This is a genomic window from Kitasatospora gansuensis (assembly GCF_014203705.1).
GTDB lineage: Bacteria > Actinomycetota > Actinomycetes > Streptomycetales > Streptomycetaceae > Kitasatospora > Kitasatospora gansuensis.
Genome location: NZ_JACHJR010000001.1, coordinates 4,105,259 through 4,122,232 on the forward strand (window position 1 = coordinate 4,105,259; position 16,974 = coordinate 4,122,232).

Annotated in this window: 15 protein-coding genes and 1 tRNA gene; 3 read left to right on the plus strand and 13 right to left on the minus strand. The window is 72.0% G+C overall.

Annotated features, from left to right (window positions below; genetic code table 11):
* Positions 1 to 44: 44 nt before the first annotated feature.
* A complete protein-coding gene (locus tag F4556_RS18085) occupies positions 45 to 1,397 on the minus strand; it encodes a PP2C family protein-serine/threonine phosphatase (protein ID WP_184917007.1) in 1,353 nt (450 codons plus the stop codon).
* A gap of 496 nt (positions 1,398 to 1,893) precedes the next feature.
* Between F4556_RS18085 and F4556_RS18090 the strand changes: the two genes are divergently transcribed.
* Complete coding sequence (locus tag F4556_RS18090; protein ID WP_246511040.1) at positions 1,894 to 2,628, plus strand: bifunctional DNA primase/polymerase; 735 nt, start codon at positions 1,894 to 1,896, stop codon at positions 2,626 to 2,628.
* A gap of 206 nt (positions 2,629 to 2,834) precedes the next feature.
* On the opposite strand, the gene F4556_RS18095 is transcribed toward F4556_RS18090, so the two are convergent.
* From F4556_RS18095 to F4556_RS18110, 4 genes are all read right to left on the minus strand, one after another.
* On the minus strand, positions 2,835 to 3,821 hold the full coding sequence (locus tag F4556_RS18095) for a DUF5926 family protein (protein WP_184917011.1): 987 nt from the start codon (positions 3,819 to 3,821) through the stop codon (positions 2,835 to 2,837).
* Positions 3,822 to 3,937: 116 nt separating this feature from the next.
* Entirely contained in the window at positions 3,938 to 4,456 is a 519-nt protein-coding gene (locus tag F4556_RS18100) for an ATP-binding protein (RefSeq protein WP_184924769.1), read from the minus strand.
* A gap of 230 nt (positions 4,457 to 4,686) precedes the next feature.
* Entirely contained in the window at positions 4,687 to 5,496 is an 810-nt protein-coding gene (locus tag F4556_RS18105; protein WP_313068352.1) for a glycerophosphodiester phosphodiesterase, read from the minus strand.
* A gap of 86 nt (positions 5,497 to 5,582) precedes the next feature.
* Entirely contained in the window at positions 5,583 to 6,926 is a 1,344-nt protein-coding gene (locus F4556_RS18110) for a purine-cytosine permease family protein (RefSeq protein ID WP_184917015.1), read from the minus strand.
* A 341-nt stretch (positions 6,927 to 7,267) separates the two neighbouring features.
* Between F4556_RS18110 and F4556_RS18115 the strand changes: the two genes are divergently transcribed.
* Together F4556_RS18115 and F4556_RS18120 are read left to right on the plus strand one after the other, a co-directional pair.
* On the plus strand, positions 7,268 to 8,872 hold the full coding sequence (locus F4556_RS18115) for a S1C family serine protease (protein WP_184917017.1): 1,605 nt from the start codon (positions 7,268 to 7,270) through the stop codon (positions 8,870 to 8,872).
* Positions 8,873 to 8,944: 72 nt separating this feature from the next.
* Positions 8,945 to 9,032: transfer RNA gene (locus tag F4556_RS18120), tRNA-Ser, on the plus strand.
* 150 nt (positions 9,033 to 9,182) lie between these two features.
* Here the strand turns inward: F4556_RS18120 and F4556_RS18125 are convergent.
* The 8 genes from F4556_RS18125 to F4556_RS18160 all read right to left on the minus strand — a co-directional run bounded on the left by F4556_RS18125 (position 9,183) and on the right by F4556_RS18160 (position 16,848).
* Positions 9,183 to 10,550 carry a tyrosine-type recombinase/integrase gene (locus tag F4556_RS18125; protein ID WP_184917021.1) on the minus strand — a complete coding sequence of 456 codons (1,368 nt, stop codon included), beginning with the start codon at positions 10,548 to 10,550 and terminating at the stop codon, positions 9,183 to 9,185.
* A gap of 60 nt (positions 10,551 to 10,610) precedes the next feature.
* Positions 10,611 to 10,796 carry a helix-turn-helix transcriptional regulator gene (locus F4556_RS18130; RefSeq protein ID WP_184917023.1) on the minus strand — a complete coding sequence of 62 codons (186 nt, stop codon included), beginning with the start codon at positions 10,794 to 10,796 and terminating at the stop codon, positions 10,611 to 10,613.
* A 459-nt stretch (positions 10,797 to 11,255) separates the two neighbouring features.
* On the minus strand, positions 11,256 to 12,731 hold the full coding sequence (locus F4556_RS18135) for an AICE element replication initiation protein (protein WP_184917026.1): 1,476 nt from the start codon (positions 12,729 to 12,731) through the stop codon (positions 11,256 to 11,258).
* A gap of 2 nt (positions 12,732 to 12,733) precedes the next feature.
* Positions 12,734 to 13,582 carry a bifunctional DNA primase/polymerase gene (locus F4556_RS18140; protein ID WP_184917030.1) on the minus strand — a complete coding sequence of 283 codons (849 nt, stop codon included), beginning with the start codon at positions 13,580 to 13,582 and terminating at the stop codon, positions 12,734 to 12,736.
* A 225-nt stretch (positions 13,583 to 13,807) separates the two neighbouring features.
* Positions 13,808 to 14,017: a hypothetical protein gene (locus tag F4556_RS18145; RefSeq protein ID WP_184917033.1), complete on the minus strand. Its 210-nt coding sequence runs from the start codon at positions 14,015 to 14,017 to the stop codon at positions 13,808 to 13,810.
* Between the two features lie 16 nt (positions 14,018 to 14,033).
* Positions 14,034 to 14,312, minus strand: coding sequence for a hypothetical protein (locus F4556_RS18150; protein WP_184917036.1), 279 nt, complete (start codon positions 14,310 to 14,312; stop codon positions 14,034 to 14,036).
* A complete protein-coding gene (locus tag F4556_RS18155; protein ID WP_184917039.1) occupies positions 14,309 to 14,521 on the minus strand; it encodes a hypothetical protein in 213 nt (70 codons plus the stop codon). The genes F4556_RS18150 and F4556_RS18155 overlap by 4 nt, the downstream gene beginning before the upstream one ends.
* A gap of 221 nt (positions 14,522 to 14,742) precedes the next feature.
* The gene (locus F4556_RS18160) at positions 14,743 to 16,848 is read right to left on the minus strand and encodes an FtsK/SpoIIIE domain-containing protein (RefSeq protein ID WP_184924774.1); all 2,106 of its coding nucleotides are present in this window, start codon (positions 16,846 to 16,848) and stop codon (positions 14,743 to 14,745) included.
* Positions 16,849 to 16,974: the final 126 nt, after the last annotated feature.

Sequence of the window (16,974 nt, forward strand, 5' to 3'; positions counted from 1 at the left end):
CATGGTACGGACCCCGGACCGAACGACTGAGCGGGAGACACCCCCTACTCGAACCGGGCCGCCAGCAGCACCAGGTCGTCCGAGCCGTCGGCGGCGGCCGGGGCGGCGGCCAGCAGGTGGCCGAGCAGCCGGTCCGGGTCCTGCCGCAGCTCGCGCGGGGCGTCGGCGGCGGCCCGGCGCAGGGCGTTCTGGCCGGCGTGCAGGGTGGTGCCGCAGCGGCGGGCCAGGCCCTCGGTGTAGAGCACCAGCAGGTCGCCGGGCTCGGCGTCCAGCTCCACGCCCGGGGCCTCCCAGCAGCTGAGCATGCCGAGCGGGGCGGAGAGCGAGGTCTCGACGAAGTTGGCGCCGTACCGGGTGACCAGGATCGGCGGGCAGTGCCCGGCCCCGGCGAGCGTGATCCGGCGCTCCTCGGGCTGCACCCAGGCGTAGAGCGCGGTGGCCGAGCGGTTCGGTTCGGTGGTCTTGAGCAGCAGCTCCAGGTCGCCGAGCACGGAGACCGGGTCCTCGCCCTCCAGCACCGCGTACGCCCGCAGCGCGGCCCGGACCCGGCCCATCGCGGCGGCCGCGCCGGGGGCGGAGGCCGGGCCCGCGCCGGGGCCGTCGCCGGAGACGCTGCCGACGGTCAGTCCGAAGGTGCCGTCGGGCAGCGCGATGGCGTCGTACCAGTCGCTGCCGGCCGAGCGCTCCAGCGCGGCGGGTACGCAGCGGGCGGCCAGCCGCAGGCCGGGAGAGACCGGCAGCCGGTCGGGCAGCAGGCCCCGGCGGAGCGCCTCGGCCTGCTGCTCGGCCCGGTCCGAGACCAGCTGCTTGGCCAGCAGCGGGGCGGCGAACTCGCAGTACCGCTGCACCAGCAGCCGGCGGCCGGGGTCCGGCTCGGCGGGCTCGTCGTAGAACCAGACGACGGCGCCGAGCGGGCCGTCCCGGTCGGTGCCGAGCGGTACGGCGTAGCAGGCGCCCAGGCCGAGCTGTTCGGCCACCTGACGGAACCTCGGCCCGGCCGCCGGGTCGGTGGCCAGGTCGGCGATCAGCAGCCGGCCGGGTTCGGCGGGGTGGCTGAGCAGCCCCGAGAACGGGCCGTGCTCGGCCGGGACGGTCTCCAGCGCGCCGAGCTCGGACCGGTCCAGGTTGAGGCCGACCGGGCGTCCGGCGCCCCGGGCGGTGGTGGTGATCAGCCCTCGACGGGCGCCGAGCAGCGCGGCGCCGGAGGCCAGTACGGCCGCCAGGGTGTCGGCCAGGCCGCGGGCCTGGGCCAGCAGTTCGGTGTGCTCCTGGAGGACGGTCAGGTCGGACAGCTGCCCGGCCAGCCGGTCCTGCAGACCGGCCGTCTCGCTGATGGCGAGGAAGCCGAGATCAGGCAGCACGGTGGCGGTCGCCGCCAGAGGCTTGGCGTCGGTCATGTCCCAACTCCCCACACAGTGGTATGTGTCACGCAGAACCACCAGGACCGCCCAAAAACGATTCCTAAGTCACTACTCGGCATTAATCCACCACTTGTACACAGGCCGATCGGGGCATGTCCAGAATCAGGACAAGGTCGGTCGGCGGGTTCCGCAGCGCCCGGACGGGGCGGATCCGCCGCTCCGGGAGCACGTCGGTGTCCCGACGCTCCGTCAGTCGGCCGTCCGGATCGTATGGTTCGGGGAGTCGCCGCCCGGCCGGGCCGGAGCTCACTCACCCTTACGGTGGAACCAACCGTCTCCGACGGGCGTCCATCTGGTCGCATGCGGGATTCTCGTTCCGGAGGCCGTCCGCTCCAGGCCCCCAGCCCCTCCCTGTCGTTCAGGTCACTCCCGCCCCTCCGTCCGCACCGGTGCCGCCCACGCACCCAGGGCGCAGCCGCGGTCGACGGTCCGACTGCCCGAGCCCCACGGTCGCGGAAAGGAACGAGCGCAGATGCCATGGACGCGTCCCCGTCTGAACCGGAGCAAGGCCCGGAGCAAGTCCGGGAGCAAGGCGCACCGCAGGTACAGCCCCTCCCCCCGGTCGCCCTGGCTGCGCTGGCCCGGCAGCCGGCGCCGGGTCAGGGCGGCCCTGCTGGCGGCGGCCCGGACCGCCGCCGGGTACGGCTGGCCGGTGCTGCCGGGCGCGTACGCGGTGCCGGGTCTGCTCGGGCCCTGCTCCTGCGAGGACCCGGCCTGCCCGGCCCCCGGCGCCCATCCGCACCAGCCGCCGCTGCCCGCCGCCACCACCGACGCCCGGATGGTGGGCTGGTGGTGGGCCGAGCGCTCGCCGGACGCGTCGGTGCTGGTGGCCACCGGGCGGACGGTCAGCGCGGTGAGCCTGCCGGCCGACGCGGGGGCCAGGGCGCTGGAGTACCTGGAGGTGCTGGACGTGCCGGTCGGCCCGGTGCTGCTGGCCCAGGACCGGTACGTGCTGCTGGTGGCGCCGTACACACTGGCCGAGTTGGGGGAGCTGCTGGCCGAGCAGCCGTGGGTGCCTGGGGTGATGCGCTATCACGGACCGGACGGCTACCTGCTGCTGCCGCCCAGCCGGACGGCGGAGGGCGGGGTGCGCTGGGTCAGGCCGCCGGTCGGCGGGCGGCCGTGGCTGCCCGAGGTGGGCGGTCTGCTGGGTGCGCTGATCGCGGCGAGTTCGGTGGCGGCGGACGGGAGCAGGTTGGCCGGCTGAACCACGGCGAGCGCTCAATTCCCGTACGGAAAAAGAAGATCCGGCCGCTGGCGACGGGGGATGCACCAGCGACCGGACTGTTTAAATGGTAACAAAGATCCGCGTGCGCGCCAATTTGTCCGCACACTCTGTCACCTGGCAGTTTTCCTTCCGGTCCGAAAATGTGACGCGAGTCACTTTTCGGGCCAAGGGCTCCGGGAAGAGCCTCAGTTGAGCGTCACCTGACGGCTCACCAGGTGGGCCCGGGCCCGGCGCTCCTCGGCGGTGAGCGGGGTCTCGTCCTTGAGCGTGGCGGCCAGTCGCTCGGCGAACTCGGCGGCGGGCGCCTCGCAGTCGGCGGCGGTCATGCTCTGCGGCAGGTCCCAGACCGGCACGGTCAGACCGTGCGCGCGGAACGAGCCGACCAGCCGGGTGTCCGCGCCGAGCGAGGACTGCTCGGCGGCGGTCAGCTTGGCCAGCGCGTCCAGGAGCTGCTCCTCCGGCACCGTCATGACCCAGCGCAGGTGGTTCTTGTCCGGCGCGGCGCACCAGTACGAGGACGGCACGCTGCTGAGCTTCTCGGTCGGGATGGCGGAGGCGTTGGCCCGCTCCAGCGAGGCGGCCACGTCACCGGTGGCGGTCTCCGCGTCCTCCAGCCAGAACTCGAAGCCGGTGTGCACGGCCGGGGCGAACTCGGCGTCCAGGTCGAGCAGTTCCTGCAGGCGGCGGCCACCGGGGACGGTCCGGCGGGCGGGCACGGGGCTGCCCGGCTCGGTGGTCAGGGCCAGCTCCAGGGCGTCGCCGAGGTCGCGGCTCAGGTCGCCGGAGGCGGACTGGGTCTGCAGACCGAGCAGGATCGAGCCGTCCGGGCGGCGCAGCGCGGGCCAGGCCAGCGGCAGCACGGTGGCCAGCGTCACCGAGGGCACCGGACCGGTGGCGCCGTCGGCCACGCCCTTGGCCAGGGTGAGCGGGACGGTGGCGGCGGGGACCAGCTCGCGCAGCGCGACCCAGTCGGCCTCGCCGGGCAGCCCCTCGAACGGGCGGTGGACCAGCTCCTGGACCGCGTGCGCGGCCTCGCGCCCGTGGCAGGCCTTGTACCGGCGGCCGGAACCGCACGGGCAGTCCTCGCGGGCCCCGACCACGGGGATCTCGCCCGAGGTCACGACGGTGGACGGACGGTTCTGCGGCGACTTCTTCGCGGCCTTCTTGGCCATGGTGCGGCTCTCCCGGTACGGCGACGTGCTTGCCCGGGCAGCCTACTGAGCTTTCCCGGCGGACCGGTCAGGTCCGGCCGACCGACGCCCGTCCGAGTGTCGTCCGCGGTTGTCGGTCAGGCGCTCCGCGCGCCGTGCTCCGCCCGCAACGGGAGCTCGGCCCAGACCGTCACCTGCCCCGGTGCGTCCCGGACGCCCCAGTCGTCCGCCAGCCGGCCGACGATGGTCAGCCCGCGGCCGCCGCGCGAGGTGAGCGAGGGCCGGGCCGGCGTCGGCCTGGTCACCGCACCGCCGTCGGTCACCTCCAGGACCAGCTGCCCCTGCCCGGACAGCACCCAGCGGACCGTCACCCCGCCGGGTTCACCGTCCTCGGCGGACCGTACGCCGACCAGGACGGGGGCCGGCACGGGGGCCGGCGCGTCGTCCTTCAGGTCGGCCAGCCTGCCCAGCGGCCGGGCGTACCGGCAGGAGTTGCTGAGCAACTCGGACAGGATCAGGACCGCGTCGTCGATCACCGTCTCGGCGACCTCGTGGTCACCCAGATCACGGCGCAGTCGGCGTCGTGCCGCTCCGACACCGGCGGGCCCGTGCGGCACCGCCATGGTCGATGAAGTCGGCACCTCGTGTGCCACCATCAACGCCACCCCCGGACCTCCTTCAGCATTCGCCGAGGGATGGATGCCCCTTGGTAATGGGTCGGAAACGGGCATCCGGCGATCGCGGCGGGACATTAACGGGCAGCGCAACTCACGGTACGCAAATGGTGATTGCCTGCTCACAGACCGTTGTCCAAACGCCCGGAATTGGCCACTCCCGGTACTTCACGCCGGAGTTCGCGCCAGTTCACGCCCCTCGCGCGGGGCGTTTATCGGCCGAGTTGTGCCAGCACGGCGCGCGGCCGATTGGTGATGATCGCCGAAACGCCGAGTTCCAGACAGAGTTCGACATCGGCCGCCTCGTCCACGGTCCAGACGTGCACCGAGTGCCCGGCCCGCCGCAGCGCGCGCACCAGCTCGGGGTTGGACCTGACCAGGTCAATGCCGGGTCCGGCGATCGGGGCGCCGCCGGGCAGCGTCTCGATCCGGCCGAGCAGCGGCAGCCTGCGGTCGAACAGGTAGACCGTCGGGACGGCGGGCGCGGCCCGGCGGATCCGGCGCAGCGAGAGCTCGGAGAAGCTCATCACGCGCACCGCTGACCCCTCCCGACTGTCCGGAAGCAGCCCGTACCGGGAGAGCAGCCGGAGCAGTTCGGCCTCGGTGCGCCCCGCGTACCGGGTCGGGTGTTTGGTCTCGATCGCCAGCTCCACCCGCCGACCGGCGTCCGCGACCAGTTCGAGCAGCTGGGCCAGCGTCAGCACCGGGCTGGGCTCGGGCGCCGCCGGGTCCTTCCAGGAGCCGAAGTCGAAGGCGTTCAGCTGAGCCAGCGTCAGGGCGGAGACCGCGCCCCGGCCGTCCGAGGTCCGGCGGACCGTCCGGTCGTGCACACAGACCAGCTGCCCGTCGGCGGTCAGCCGGACGTCGGCCTCCAGGCCGTCGGCGCCCTCCGCCACGGCGAGCGCGTACGCCGCGAGGGTGTGCTCGGCGCGGGCGGCCGAGGAGCCGCGGTGCGCGATCACCTGGACGGCACCGCGGTCCGCGGCGTCCTGGCTGGTCAACGGCTGGTTCCGGGTATCCACACCGGTAACCCTACGAGGCGCCGGACGACCGGTGGCCGCCGCCACGGGAAACTCCGGGTGAAGTTCCCGCTGCGGCGGCCGACGCGTCACTTCCGGCGCTGCACCGCCAGGGTGGCCAGCGCCGCGACCAGGAAGCTCAGCAGCGAGGCCGAGGTCCAGGGCTGCGCCTCGAAGCCGACCTTCGACTGCAGGTCCAGCCAGAAGCCGCGCCAGCCGTCGATCGCGGTCGGGGCGATGAACTGGTAGGTGGCGAAGCCGAGCGCCCACGGCAGCAGCATCAGCCAGCGGGCCGGGGCGTCCTCGGCCAGGTTCCAGCCGCGCCGGCCCGAGCCGAGGAAGTAGTCGGCCGCCAGCACCGCGAACATCGGCACGAAGACCGAGCCGATCAGGAACAGGAAGGCGGAGTACGACGCGGCGAACTCGTCGATGCACAGCGCCAGCCCGGTCACCAGCGCACCGATCCCGCCGGTCAGCAGCCGGCGGTCGACCTTCGGCAGCAGGTTCTGGATCGACATCGCGGTCGAGTACACGTTGGCGAAGGACTGGTCGGTCTCCCGGACCACCAGTACCAGCAGGAAGGCCCAGCCCGCGGCCACCCCGGTGAAGGAGGAGAAGATCAGGTTCGGGTCGCCGTCGGACTGCAGCAGCGCCACCGCACCCAGCAGGTAGCACCAGACCTGGGCCAGCGTGTAGCCGGAGAGGGTGGCCCAGAACGCGGTCCCGGCGGCGCGGGCGTGCCGGGTGTAGTCGGCGGCCAGCGGTACGAAGGAGATCGACATCGCGATCATCACGTCGGTGGCGGAGAGGAAGCCGCTCCAGTTGCCCGCACCCGGGTTCGGCACGCCCTGCCGGACCAGCTGGACGGTGAGGTAGACCATCGCGATGCCGACGGCGATCGTGACGTACTTGCGCAGCACCCCGATCGAGCCGAGCGGCCAGATGGTCAGCGTGGTGGTCAGCGCACCGCCCAGCAGCACGAACAGCCAGTGCCAGCCCTGGGTGCCGGTGACCGCCTGGGCGCCCATCGTGATCACCAGCAGCTCGTACACACCCCAACCGATGCACTGCACGATGTTCAGCACGGTGGGGACGTAGGAGAGCTTGGTGCCGAACAGGCCGCGCAGCACGGCCATGGCCGGTGCGCCCGTCCGGGCACCGATCAGGGCGGTCACCCCGAGCATCGCGGTGCCGATCACGGTGCCCACCACGGTGGCGGTGATCGCGGCGGCCAGCGAGAGCTCCGCGCCCTTGGCGCCGATCACGGTGGCCGCGCTGGTGAAGCCGATCAGGCTGACCCCGAGGTTGGCCCAGAGCGAGAACAGCGCCCGGAAGTCGAGGGTGCGAGGAGGTGCGGTGTCCAGCACGAGCGGCGCCTCGGCGCGCGCGGTCGCGGTCGGTTCCTGGACAGGGGCAGGCGAAACAGCCGTCATGGCCGAAGCTCCCTACGCCGGCATTACCCGGACAGGTTCGAGCGGTCTGCGCTCCCTCGCCGTAGGCCAGCAGCTGCATGGCGTACGGTCGTTCCGCGCACTCTCAGCCTGGACGGTCCAAGCTCCCGCGTGTCAGTTTGGAGCGCCAGGCTAGCCGCCGGGCCGCCGAACACCAAGGCGAGCGGGTGGCCGTCCGGATCGCGGGACGAAGCGGACCCCCCGGGGGCCGTGTCGGGAACAGGTAAGGATTCTTAAGAGTTCTTCACCGGGCCCCATACGACAACCGAATCAGCAATGCGAAAAACTGTGGACCAAGGTCCTGTCAGCTATGGAGGTCGTCCGTGAGCACCGAGCACGCGAGTGGTTCCACCCAGCCGGAGGCTGGTGGAGGGTCCACCGGGCCCGAGGAGCAGCGCACCTCCGCGGGCCAGGTCGCCGAGCCGACGCTGGCGTTCGGCAAGGTGACTCCGCCGGCCGCCCCGTCCTATCTGGACGCGCCCCCGCCGGTGCTGCCGCCCGCCCCGGCTCCGGCCGCCCCGCCCGCCCCGTCCTACCTGGACGCGCCGCCGCCGGCCCCGGCCCCGGCCGGCAACCCGTACGCGGCTCCGGCCGCCCCGCCCGCTCCGGCCGCCGAGCTGCCGCCGGTCGCCGCGGCCGAGCTGCCGCCGGTGCAGGTGGCCCCGCCGGCCGCCGAGCCGCCGCACCACCCGTTCGGCGCGGGTACGCCGCTCGGCAGCTGGGCCACCCCGCCCGGGGGCATCGACGGCCCGGGCGGCCCCGGCTTCCCCCAGTACCCGGGTGCGAACCCGGCGCCCGGTCGCAAGCGCGGCGGACTGATCGCGCTGGTCGCGGCCGTCGCCTTGGTGGCCGGTCTGGCCGGCGGCGCGATCGGCGTCTCGGTGACCGACCGGGACGGCGGATCCAACTCCTCGTCAGGCCGCGGCACCAGCACCACCGTCCAGGCCAGCGAGAACAAGCAGGCGGTCAACCGTCCGCCGGAGTCGGTCGCGGGCATCGCCGGCAAGGCGCTGCCGAGCGTGGTCACCATCAAGGCGCAGGGCTCGCAGGAGTCCGGCACCGGCACCGGGTTCGTCTTCGACACCGAGGGCCACATCCTCACCAACAACCACGTGGTCGCCCCGGCGGCCAGCGGCGGCAAGCTGACCGTCAAGTTCTCCGACGGTTCGTCCTACCCGGCCTCGGTGGTCGGCCGGGCGCAGGGCTACGACGTGGCCGTGATCAAGCTGGACAGCCCGCCCAAGGACAAGCTCGTCCCGCTCCCGCTCGGTGACTCCGACAAGGTCGCGGTCGGCGACGCCACCATCGCGATCGGCGCCCCGTACGGCCTGGAAGGCACCGTCACCACCGGCATCATCAGCGCCAAGGACCGCCCGGTGGCCTCCGGCGACGAGACCGGCGCCCAGGCCTCCTACATGAACGCGCTGCAGACCGACGCGTCGATCAACCCGGGCAACTCCGGCGGGCCGCTGCTGGACGCCGCGGGCGCCGTGATCGGCATCAACTCGGCGATCCAGTCCAACACCAGCAGCGGCAACAGCCGGGCCGGCTCGATCGGCCTCGGCTTCGCGATCCCGATCAACCAGGCCAAGCGGGTCGCGGGCGATCTGATCAAGGGCGGCACGCCGGTCTACGCGATCCTCGGCGTGCTGCGCAACGACGAGTTCAAGGGCGACGGCGCGCAGATCCGCGGCTCCGCCGTCGGCGAGACCCCCGCCGTCACCCCGGGCGGCCCCGCCGACCAGGCCGGCCTCAAGGCCGGTGACGTGATCACCAAGCTCGGCGGCCACGTCATCGACAGCGGCCCCACCCTGGTCAGCGAGATCTGGACCTACAAGCCCGGCGACAAGGTCGAGGTCGAGTACACCCGCGACGGCAAGGCCGCCAAGACCACCGTCACCCTCGGCGAACGCAAGGGCGACAACTGACAGCACCGGTGACCGCCCTGGCAAAAGGGTGTGCACGGAACCCCACCGGACCCGTTAGGCTGACCTCCGCCTGGAGAGTTGCCCGAGCGGCCTAAGGGACCAGTCTTGAAAACTGTCGTGGCGTAACCCGTCACCGTGGGTTCAAATCCCACACTCTCCGCTGGTGGAGGAAACTCCAGCTCAGGGCGGGTATCGGCGAGCAGCCGATACCCGCCCTTTGGCATGTTGTCTCACCGCGCGTCGCCGATATCCCGCGCGGATCCAGCCCGTGTGGAACATCTGTGGAACGCCGTCCCGGGGTGCTGACGGCCTACTCCTGCATGTCCTGACCGTTCAGGAACCGCTCGATCAGGGCGTTGGAGTGATCCTGACGGTTGTTCAGGATCTTGGCGTAGAAGCGGTAGAGCACCGCCACGCTGTGCCCAGCGCGCCGCGCCACCTCCACCGGATCGACGCCGGCCACCAGCCAGCCGGACACGGCCGTGTGCCGCAGCTCGTAGGGCACGTCCGCGAGCGGCGTCTCCACCTCATGGGGTGTCAGGACGAACGGCCGGGCTACCTTCCAGAGCGCGGCGTACTCCTTCGTGAGAAGTCGCCCGCCCTCGGTCGCCCGGAACAGTCGGCCATCGGACGCGACGCCGAACCGCTCGATGTGCTCGCGGAGGATCTGCACCAGAACCGGCGGAATGGGCACGTCGCGCGTGGCGCTGCGGGCCCGACGCTTGAGGCCGCGCTCCTCGTGTGACTGTCCGTCATCTGTCCACCGTGAGCCGACCCGTGGGGAGCTACCGGCCAGCACGATGCGCCCCCACCCGGTCTCCGGCAGGGTGCAGTCCGTGATCCGAATGTCCATCGCCTCGGCCGGCCGAGTAGCCGCATAGAGCATGCAGCCGTAGAACGCCCGCAGGTGGCTTCCGCGCCGCGAGACAGTGCCAGCAGCCTCGATCAGGGCGTGCCCCTGCTCCGGCCCCGGGACCCACCGCCAGTCGATCTCATCGTCTGTCTCCGGCGCATCCCAGTCCACGAACTGGAGCGGGTTGGCCGGCAGCCTGCGGCGCTCAACCGCGTACCGCAAGGCGTTGTTGAACACCATGCGCTTGCGGGTGATCGTGTTGTCCGCCGCGACCTCGCCGTTCAGGAGACGGGACAGGGCTTCAAGGGCGGTGCGTACCACCTCGGAATCCTCCAACTCCCCAATCCCGATGGACTTCTTGGCCAGCCACGCGAGCGCAGCGGTGACCTCTGCGGGCGGTTCCGGCTGCTGCGGCGAGAAGTTGAACGCCCAGCACGACAGAGCCTGACGGAGAACGCGGTGATCAGGCGCACCACGGCGGTCGGTGACCAGCGCGGGAGTGATGGTGGCAAGAGCGTCCGCACGTGCCGATCGGCTCTTGGCGGACGCTCGGGCCCACTTCTTCTCCGCGTACTCCTTCGCGTGCTCGAACCACGTGACCTGGTCGCGCTTCCGGAGTTCGGATACCGGCAGACCGCTGTCCGTGTCGAACTGCTCGCCCTTCTGGATCGCGGTCATCAGCTGGGCCCGCCGACCGTCCGCCAGGGTCTTCGTGGCGAACGTTCGGGAGTGCGGGTTCAGGCCTACGCGCCACCGGAGTTGGTGCGGCTTACGTCCGCGCTTGAGATCACGAATGGCATAGATGTACACCTCGAAGGTCAGCAATTCAGCTCCGTACGGATGAGGGGCCCGGCGAACTTGCCGGGCCCCGTTGGCGGTGGGTCGTCAGGCAGCGATCTGGCAAGCAGCCAGCCAGCTGTCGAGGTCGGCGCGGTCCACGCGGAGCTGAGCGTTGGGGAGCTTGATCAGGCGCGGCCCCTGGCCTCGGGCACGCATCCGGTAAAAGGCGGCGCGGCTCATGTTGATCTCTTCCAGGACGGCGGAGAGCTTGAGCAGTTCACGCTTTGCCATGCAGATCCTCCGATGAGCGGTTCGGGTGTGGCGGAATGGGCGCGACGGCCAGGCGGGCGCGCCTGTCCGAGGCTGGGATTTCTGCGTCATTGCGTCATCAGCGTCATTTGGGCCTGTGACCTGGGGTTCTGTGTGACGCAGCGTCAGGAGGGTGCGTCATGGGTGTGTCATGGGCTGCGTCATCGCATGTCGCAGATGACGCAGGATGACGCAGCGGCCGTCGTCTGCGTCATGGCTGTCTGCGCAGGTCAGGGGCCGGTTTTCGGTCCGAATGACGCACATGTCGCAGCGTCTTCCTACTTAGGAAAAAAGAGGGGTGGTTGTTGTAGTTCGGCACTCCCTCAGAGCGAAAGGAGGAGCCGCTTCGCGGCACGACCCTTGGGCGGCTTCGCCGAACAGCAAGAGGAGCACCACCTCGCGAGGCGTGCCAGTGCTCCTCTTGCTGTTCAGGTGGTGAGGTCAGAGCAGCCGGGGCTGCTCGTGCGGCGGCGTGACGGCCGGACGGCCCATCTCCAGATACCGGCCTTCGCAGGTGCGGCCCGAGTCCACGAGCACGCCTCGGGCCGCGAGGGTGGGTTGAAGGCGCTTGAGGCGGTCGGAGAGGACCTTGCCGGTGGTCGGCCAGCCCTTGGGCAGGGGCCGCAGGTCGGGTTCGCTGTAGAGGCGGCTGAGGCAGGTCAGCCACTCGGTCGAGGTCTGGCGCTGCGCCGCGCCCGGGGCGATGGTCTCGGCGTGCCGCAGGACGGTCTGCGCGAGGAGGTCGCCCTCGATCACGTCGTCGTTCAGGTCGTCCAGGCTGGCCCGGTACGCCGCCAGCACCCCCAGGCCGGTCGCGGCGTCGAGTTGCGCGCACAGGTGCGCGAAGTCCGCCATCCGCAGATCGGTCGGCGTCTCCGCCTGCGCGGCCCGGACCTTGACGGTCAGGTCGAGCAGCGACCCGAGCACGACGGGCAGGGCCTCTTCGTAGTCCGCCCACAGTGCCGCTTCGGTGACCCGGACCCTGGGCCGCTCCAGCCGCAGCGGCAGCAGCCGCTCGGCGAGGTCGGGTCGGATGACGCCGACGTCGATGCCGGTCAGCAGCAGCGGCCGGCGGTAGCTGGCCCGGACCACGTCGCCGTCGGTGAACAGGGCGCGCTTGACGCTCTCGGCGCCGGTGACGATGCAGCACATCGCGTCGGAGAGGTCGGGCGTCATGTGGGAGAGGTTGTCGAGGGCGGTGACCCATCCGGCCGCGACGGCGGCGATGAGGTTCTCCTCGTCCTTCGGGGCCCGGCGCAGGTCACCGCTCATGCCTTCGATGATCCTCACCAGCATTCGGCCGCCGGAGGACTTGCCAGCGCCCTGCGGCCCGGTCAGGAACGGTGCCGGAACGGGCACGGACGGCCCGAGGCAGCCGATCAGCCAGGCGATGGCCAGGCATTCGGTCTGGGCGTTGGCGAAGTTGCACAGCCGCATCAGCAGGTCGATGCCCTTGCCGTCGGTGTCCTTGACCGGCACCGGCAGCTCTCCGGTGAGCTGGGTGCGGCGCCAGCACACCTCACGCGGGTCGGGTACGACGGTGTCCCATCCGGTGGGGTGGATGCGCACCGAGAGCCCGTCGGAGCGGCCCAGGTCCAGCCACGTTGCCCCGTCGAAGCCGGGGGCGACGCGGATGTGGACGGGCTGCACCTCCTCCGTCAGGGCGAGCGCCTCGATCAGGTCCAGCGCCTCCTTGAGCGCGGTCCCGTTGAACACCCCGAGCCCGTCGCGGAACAGACCGACCATCAGTTCCTGGCGGTGGCTGCCGGTGGTGCCCTGGGAGCGGATCGGACGCGCCACCGGATGGCCCACCTTCTGCGCGTAGACGGTGCCGTCGGCGGTGCGGAAGTACCGGAAGTGGGCCTGCGCGTAGTCGGTGATGATCTCGCGTGCCGGGGTCTTCTCCTCCTCCGCCACGGCTACATCCCCAACCGGCTGAGGGCGTTGGTCCACGCGTCGGCGCAGTGCCGGGGCGATTCGCCCTTGGCCTGCGCGGCGGCGAACAGCCGCGCCGTGTGCGCGTCGGTGAGGCACCCGCACCGGCCGTGCGTGGCCAGCACGGCCAGGAACGCCCCGAACACGGTCGCGTGCACCGCACTGGCCGCCTCGGTGATGCGCTGCTCCGCCATGGTGATGCCGCGCTCCAGGTAAGCCGGTGTGCGGTGCGGGCACCGCCCGCCCCCGGCCGGCACGGAAACGGCCACATGCCGGGCCGGGGTGGGCTCGCGCACGATCAGGGCCCGGACGGTGTCGGGCAGCGCGGCGATGGCGCCTGCTCCGGGGCCGACCCAACGGGCGTAGGACATCAGCGACTTGACGTCGATGCCGGGCCGCACCGCGTTGGCTGACTGCATCGCGCCCCGGTAGAGCCAGTGCTCACCCCGAGTGGTCCGCACGATCCGGGTGCCGGGCAGGGCGGCCCGAGCCCAGGCGATGGCGTCCTCGTTGTCGAGGTCCACCACGGTCAGCCCGGCGCGGCCGGGGTGGTAGGCCACCCCGGCCGCGCCGAGCCACGCCCGCTCCCATTCCCGGGAGTTGAGGATGTTGGAGTCGGTGGTGGCGGCGGCCCAGCCGTGGCAGGGCGCAAGGCAGGTGCAGGGGCCGGGGGTCTTCATGTTCGGCCGGCCGCCGCACGTGTTGCCGGTGCAGGGGCGGCAGTTGCCGAACGGCACCTTCCCGGCTCGCAGCGGCAGCACGGGCACACCGGAAGCCGCCAGGGCGAGAGCAGCGGACAGGTGCTCTCCCCGGATGAGGGTCGGATCGGTCATGCTGGGTGTCTCCAGTTCTCTTCGAGCGTGCTGGATTGGCGGCGGCCCCGGTTCTTGGCGGAAGGGGGCCGCCGCCGTCGTTCGTCGAGTTCTCGGCGCAGACCTTGTGCGATGGCTGGCGCTGGTCGTCGCGAAGAGGGGTGGGTCTGCCGCACCAGCGACAGGGCTTGTCGCCGGTCCGGTCGAAGTGCCGGGCGTCGCGCCAGTCGAGCGACCGGCCCACGGTCAGCCGTCGTTCGGTGCGTTCCAGCGCTTGCGGGCGTCTTCCTGGATGCGGTCGATCCGGGCCTCGAACTTCGCGGTGGGCTTACCGCGGCTTTCGGCCCGCGCGGCGCGGGCGCAGAGCAGGAACACGCGGACGCTGCCGCCGATGGTGTCGGCGCCCATCAGCTCGGGGTCGAGGATCGAGCGGGGGTCCTTCTTGTTATCGGGCACGGTCGAACTCCTCCGGTCAGGCAGCACGGCGAGCGGCGGGGAAGGGCAGCACGGTGGCGAGCCGCGCGGTCGGTGCCGGCGCGGTCTCGGGGGCGGGTTCGCGATCGGTGGGCGGGGTGGGGCCGTCCTGCTCCAGTGCGGCGGCGGCGCGGGCGGCGGCGCTCTCGGCGAGGACCAGGTGGACGGCGGCGGAGTCGATGCGGCTGCGTCGGATCGAGGGCAGGACGGCGGCGGCCAGGGCGGTTCCGGGGCCGAACAGCACGGCGGCGGTCACCAGGTCGGCGGTGGTGCTCACGGGGTTCCTCCGGTTCGGGCGGCGAGCGCGAGAGAGTCCAGGACGGTGGTGCCGAGCGCGTTCAGGCGGTGTTCGAGGGCCTGCCAGGACTCGGGGTCGATGTGCATGAGCGCGGCCAGAGCGGCGGGGGCGTGGCCATCTGCGGCGGCGGTCAGGGCCTCGCGCAGGTGGACGGCGGCGAGCGGCCGGATGGCCGGTGCTGCGGGCATGGCGGGGAGTCCCTCCGGGCGGCAGAGCGGTTGCTGCGAGTGAGAGGGAGGGAGGCAGGGCGCCGGGCGAACAGGCGTCCAGGAGCCTCCACGAGGGCCCTGCGGGAGTGCTTCCCTGCCTCCCTGAGGCTCTGATCTGCGCATATCGCCGCTGATCAGGCCATGTGCGGGGCGTCAGGGAGGTGGGGAGGGAGAACTCCCTGCCTCCCTGGCACCTCCCTTTACGCTTCGTGACTATCGTCGGTGTCCTGGTCCCGCTCGGAGAGCGCCGCGAGGACCCGGTCCCGGCCGACGACCATCTGTCCGTCGGACTTGTACGGCGCCGCTCCGGCCGCCTCCAGCACCTGCTTGAGGTCGCCGAACGTCCACTCCCGGTACTCGCCCGGGTTGAGCGCGGCGAGCCGCTGCAACACCTCCTGCGTCCGCACCCGGGGAGCGTCGCCCAGAGCGGTGGCGACGTCGGCGAGCAGGTCCGCCTGCTCCACCGGCTCGGCCGAGTGCAGCGTGGTGACGCCAGCGCGCAGGGCCTTGGCGCGGTCGCCGATCACGATGGCGTCCTCGCCGGAGATGAAGTGCGTGCGGATGGTGATGGACGACTGCCCCGGGGCGAGCTTCACCCCGTCACCGGCGACGACGACGGTGCCCTTGTCGAGGCCCATGCGGAGCTTGTGCGGGGCGGCGCCGCCGTTGACGGCCTTGTCGCCCAGCGCCATGCGGGCCTGCTCCTCGCTGCCGAGCACGAGGGACGCCCGGATGTGCGCGCCCTCGCGGACCAGCTTGGGCAGGTTCTGGTCGGTCGGGTCCTGGGTGCCCTGCCACAGCACGACGTTCACGGCACGGCCCTGGTTGTGAATCTTGCGGGCTGCCATGAAGTACCGGCTGGTGGCCTTGGTCCCGCCGTACGGGCGCTTGTCGTCGCCGACGACCGGGCACATGAACGCCACCTGCGCCTCGTCCACCAGCAGCACGATCGGGTGGAACCTCGGGTCGTTGCGCGCCATCTCCCGCGTCACACCGTCGGTGGCGCCGGACTGCTCCAGCAGCACGAGCCGCTGTTCCATCTCCCGAACGGCCGCCTCCAGCATGTGAGTTGCCTCGATCACGTGCTCATCGGTGGGGCCCTGGATCAGGACGGTCGCCAGGCCGTCGAAGACGCGCCAGTCACCCACGCCCTTGAGGTCGGCGAGCCGGAACTCCACCGACGTGTCCAGCGCCAGCCACAGCGCCAGGGCCCGCAGCGAGGCGGTCTTGCCCTGGTTCGACAGGCCCGTGATCAGCAGGTGCCGCTGAAGCAGGCTCAACAGGGCGGCGTCCCCGCGCAAGTCCTGGCCCCAGGGGGCGCGGCCGGTGTACAGGTCGGCACTCATGTCCGCGTCGGTGACCAGCGGGGACGGGCCGATCGGCTCGTCCAGCGCACCCGAGTCGGCGATCCACAACCGCACCGTCCGCGCGGCCTGCGGAATGCTGATGAACACCTCGTGCTCGTGCCGGGACAGGTTCTCCGCCAGCTTGCGGCGGCGCTTCTGCACCTCCTCCGTCGACACCCCCGACGGCAAGGTCACGTCGACCTCGACGCCGCATCCGGCGATGCGGATCGGCCCGAGCATCCCCGCCCCCGCGTCACCCATGTCCTTGATGGCCGCCCGCATCGGAGCAATACCAAGGTCCCGCAGAGCAGTTACCACGATCGAGGGGGTGATGGGCGCGCCAACCGTGCTGACGGCTGCGGCCGGCAGGGTCCAGGCGGGGGCGGCCTGGCGCTTGCGCCCCACCGACCACAAGGCCAGCAACGCCAGCCACGGCGCCACGGTGACCAGCGGGCCCCACACGATGCTGACGAACACCACGATCCAGCGGATCAGCTCTATCACCGTCATCGTCGGCGCCACGACCAGCGCGAGGTCCTTCTCCGCGATCGCCAGCACCACCCCCAGCAGCAACAGCCCACCCAGGGCCGTGCCCGCGCCGATCGCGGCGCCCTTGGCGACGTGCTGAGGGGCCTTCAGCAGATCCATCCGGCGCTGGTGGCGGGCACTGCGGAACGCCGCCGCCCGAACCTCCCACTCAAGCGCCTGCTCGTGCATGCCCTGCGCCTCGGCGGTGCGCATCATCCGCTCGTACCGCGACAGGGTCCGCCCGTCCCACGCACGCCGGGCGGCGATCGCGCCCCCGGCGAACACGAACGCTCCGTGCCGCACCGCGAAGCGGGCACCGTTGCGGGTGCGCTCGTCGGCCAGCAGAACGCGCACCGCGTTGCGGCCCCGCGTCCACACCGGCGGCCGGTCCCCGTGGCGCGGGTTGGGCAGGACAACGCCCTGCAACGGCAGGGGAGTTGAGGCGGCGACTGGCGGTTCGGGGTCAGGGGTCGTGGTGCGGGCGGCGCGGGCCTTGTCCAGGTCGACGACGACACCGCCCGGGGCGGTGTCGGTGGTGCTGTGGGGCTGGTTCACTGG

Coding starts and splice junctions, on each gene's coding strand:
- F4556_RS18130 (WP_184917023.1), bottom strand. CDS start 10,796: ATGGCAAAGCGTGAACTGCTCAAGCTCTCCGCCGTCCTGGAAGAGATC.
- F4556_RS18095 (WP_184917011.1), bottom strand. CDS start 3,821: ATGGCCAAGAAGGCCGCGAAGAAGTCGCCGCAGAACCGTCCGTCCACC.
- F4556_RS18085 (WP_184917007.1), bottom strand. CDS start 1,397: ATGACCGACGCCAAGCCTCTGGCGGCGACCGCCACCGTGCTGCCTGAT.
- F4556_RS18100 (WP_184924769.1), bottom strand. CDS start 4,456: ATGGTGGCACACGAGGTGCCGACTTCATCGACCATGGCGGTGCCGCAC.
- F4556_RS18140 (WP_184917030.1), bottom strand. CDS start 13,582: ATGACCGATCCGACCCTCATCCGGGGAGAGCACCTGTCCGCTGCTCTC.
- F4556_RS18090 (WP_246511040.1), top strand. CDS start 1,894: ATGCCATGGACGCGTCCCCGTCTGAACCGGAGCAAGGCCCGGAGCAAG.
- F4556_RS18110 (WP_184917015.1), bottom strand. CDS start 6,926: ATGACGGCTGTTTCGCCTGCCCCTGTCCAGGAACCGACCGCGACCGCG.
- F4556_RS18155 (WP_184917039.1), bottom strand. CDS start 14,521: ATGCCCGCAGCACCGGCCATCCGGCCGCTCGCCGCCGTCCACCTGCGC.